Source organism: Candidatus Phytoplasma pruni, assembly GCF_013391955.1.
Classification (GTDB): Bacteria; Bacillota_I; Bacilli_A; order Acholeplasmatales; family Acholeplasmataceae; genus Phytoplasma.
This window is the reverse complement of record NZ_JABUOH010000045.1, coordinates 1-3,135: the sequence shown is the minus strand read 5'-3', so window position 1 is coordinate 3,135 and position 3,135 is coordinate 1. Positions and strand designations below refer to the sequence as shown.

Annotated in this window: 1 protein-coding gene; it reads left to right on the top strand. The window is 28.9% G+C overall.

The genetic code is table 11. The annotated features are described in order from the left end of the window. Nucleotides 1-49 precede the first annotated feature (49 nt). A partial coding sequence (locus HR065_RS01700; protein WP_178734186.1) for a hypothetical protein occupies nt 50-3,135 on the top strand: 3,086 nt, incomplete at its 3' end.

The window sequence follows — 3,135 nt, the reverse complement described above, 5'->3', positions numbered from 1 at the left end:
TAAAAAATAAATTATTAATATTAATTCAAAAAAAGAAAGGTTAAAAAATATGAATTCTAAAGAATTTATTCGGAAACATAAGAAAATAATAATAATATTGTTTTTAGTTGGCTTATTAACTGTTTTAACAATATTTTTTGGACTGAGTATGAGCAGGAATAAGAAAGCACAAAATTTGTCAAATTCTTTATCTGATTCTCAAATCTATAGAGAACAAAAAAATATCACAGTTGAAGAAGTAAGTGATCAAACTTTAAGAGACAAGATTCAAAATCAACAAAACAACAAACCTCACTCTTCTTTGCATGAATTAACTCAAGCAGCTAAACAATTAGTAGACGATAGATTAACAGAGAGAGCTAATTTAAGAAATCAAGCTTTATCTAATTCTCAAACATATAGAGAACAACAAAATATAACAACCGAAGAAGTAAATGATCAATTTTTAAAAGACGCGATTAAAGCGAAACAAACCAAAACACCTACTTCAACCTTAGAAGAATTAACTCAAGAAGCTAAACAATTAGTAGATGATAGATTAACAGAGAGAAAAAATTTAAGAGATCAAGCCTTAACAGATGCTCAAACATATAGAACACAACAAAATATAACAACTGAAGAAGTAAGTGATCAAAATTTAAGAGACGCGATTCAAAATCAACAAACACAAACACCTACTTCCACCTTAGAAGAAATAACTAAAGTAGCTAAACAATTAGTAGATAATAGATTATTAGAAAGAACTAATTTAAGAAATCTAGCCTTACCTGCCGCTCAAGAATATAGACAACAACAAAATATAACGGTCGAAGAAGTAAGTGATCAATTTTTAAAAGACGCGATTAAAGCGAAACAAACCAAAACACCTACTTCAACCTTAGAAGAATTAACTCAAGAAGCTAAACAATTAGTAGATGATAGATTAACAGAGAGAAAAAATTTAAGAGATCAAGCCTTAAACGATGCTCAAACATATAGAGAAAAACAGAGTATAACAGTCGAAGAAGTAAGTGATGAAATTTTAAGAAACGCGATTCAAACTAAACAAAATAACGAACCTACTTCAATTTTAGAAGAGTTAACTCAAGTAGCCAAACAATTAGTAGACGATAGAATAACAGAAAGAGTTAATTTAAGAAATCAAGCTTTTTCCAATTCTCAAACTTATAGAGAACAAAAAAATATCACAGTTGAAGAAGTAAGCGATCAAACTTTAAGAGACAAGATTCAAAATCAACAAACACAAACACCTACTTCCACCTTAGAAGAATTAACTCAAGTAACTAAACAATTATTAGATTTTACAAATCATAAGAAAAAAATGGCTTTTATTAAAGAATCTTTATCAATTTGTAAAAATTATCGCGAAGAAAAAGGCTTCACTCCGGATGAAATAACTGACGTTAACTTAACAGAAGTAGCTTTAGCGCAGTTGCAAAGTAACCCAAATTCAGAAAAAGAAGAATTTGTCAACAGTATGAAAGCGCTAATTGATTTATTCACTGTAGAAACGAATGAAACAGGAAAAAAAATCACAAAATGGAAAAATAAAACAGAAGACATTAAAGATTGGGACATTCAATACAATAATAATGAGAACGAAACAAAAATTTTAAAATTAAAATATGATGATCAAGGTAAAATAATAAATTGGATTCACGAAGACACTTATACTACTAGTTTCGACAAAAAAGGAAGACCGATCGGACTTTTTAGACATAAACAAAATGGAGATGTAGAATGGGAAAATCCTCAAACTACAACTATCGAATATAATCAACTGAAAAAAACATTTAAAAAATATAAACAAGATGGAAGTGTTGATTGGACGCACCCTAAAACATACACTGTTGAGTTATTTTCAGATGGCAAAAAATTAACTAAATTTTTAAAACATAAAGAAAATGGTGATATCCATTGGAATCATGAAAACACTTATACTTGTGAATATGACCAAAATCATAAAGTGGTTAATTATTTCAAATATAAAGAAAACGGCGATATCCATTGGAACCATGAAGATACTTACACCGCTGAGTATAAAAACAATGAAAAATTAGTTAAAAGATATAATGAAGACGGCAGTATCGATTGGACAAACGTCAACACCTTTACTCATGAATATGATTCTGATGAAAATTTAATCAAACAATTGAAATATAAAGCAAATGGTGATATTCATTGGGACAATGAAAACACTTTTGTTAGAGAATACGATGATAATAAAAATATCACTAAACAAATAACTTTTAAAGAAGATGGAAAAAAAGATTTAGAAAAAATTTACAACGATGACCAAAATATAATTAGCACTTTCAAATATAAAGAAAACGGCGATATCCATTGGAACCATGAAGATACTTACACCGCTGAGTATAAAAACAATGAAAAATTAGTTAAAAGACATAATGAAGATAGCAGTATCGATTGGACAAATGACAACACCTTTACACATGAATATGATTCTGATGAAAATTTAATCAAACAGTTGAAATATAAAGCAAATGGTGACGTTCATTGGAACCATGAAGACACTTTTACTCGTGAATACGATAAAAATAAAAATATCACTAAACAATTGAAATATAAAGAAAATGGTGATATTCATTGGAACCATGAAAACACTTATGGAGCTTTATGCCAAAATAAAAAAAGAAAGGCAAAATATAAATACAAAGAAGATAGTACTTTAGATTTAGAAATCGTTTATAACGTTAATGAAAAAATAATTAAAAAACTAAAATATAAGCAAGACGGAGAAGGAAGTGTTTCTCCTCATTGGGATCATGAAGATACTTGCACATTCGACTACGACGTTAACGGGAAATTGTGGAAAAAACATTCGCATAAGGAAGATGGCGGTCAAGATGTGACTATTGAATATGATTCTGATGGAAATAGAATTAGATCTGTCAAATATAAAGAAAACGGCGATATTCATTGGAACCACAAAGATACTTATACTGTCGAGTATAATGACGATAATCCAAATGAAAGATTAGTCAAAAGACATAATGAAGATAGCAGTATCGATTGGACAAACGACAACACTTTTACTCATGAATATGATTCTGATGAAAATTTAATCAAACAATTTAAATATAAAGCAAATGGTGATACTCATTGGGACCATGA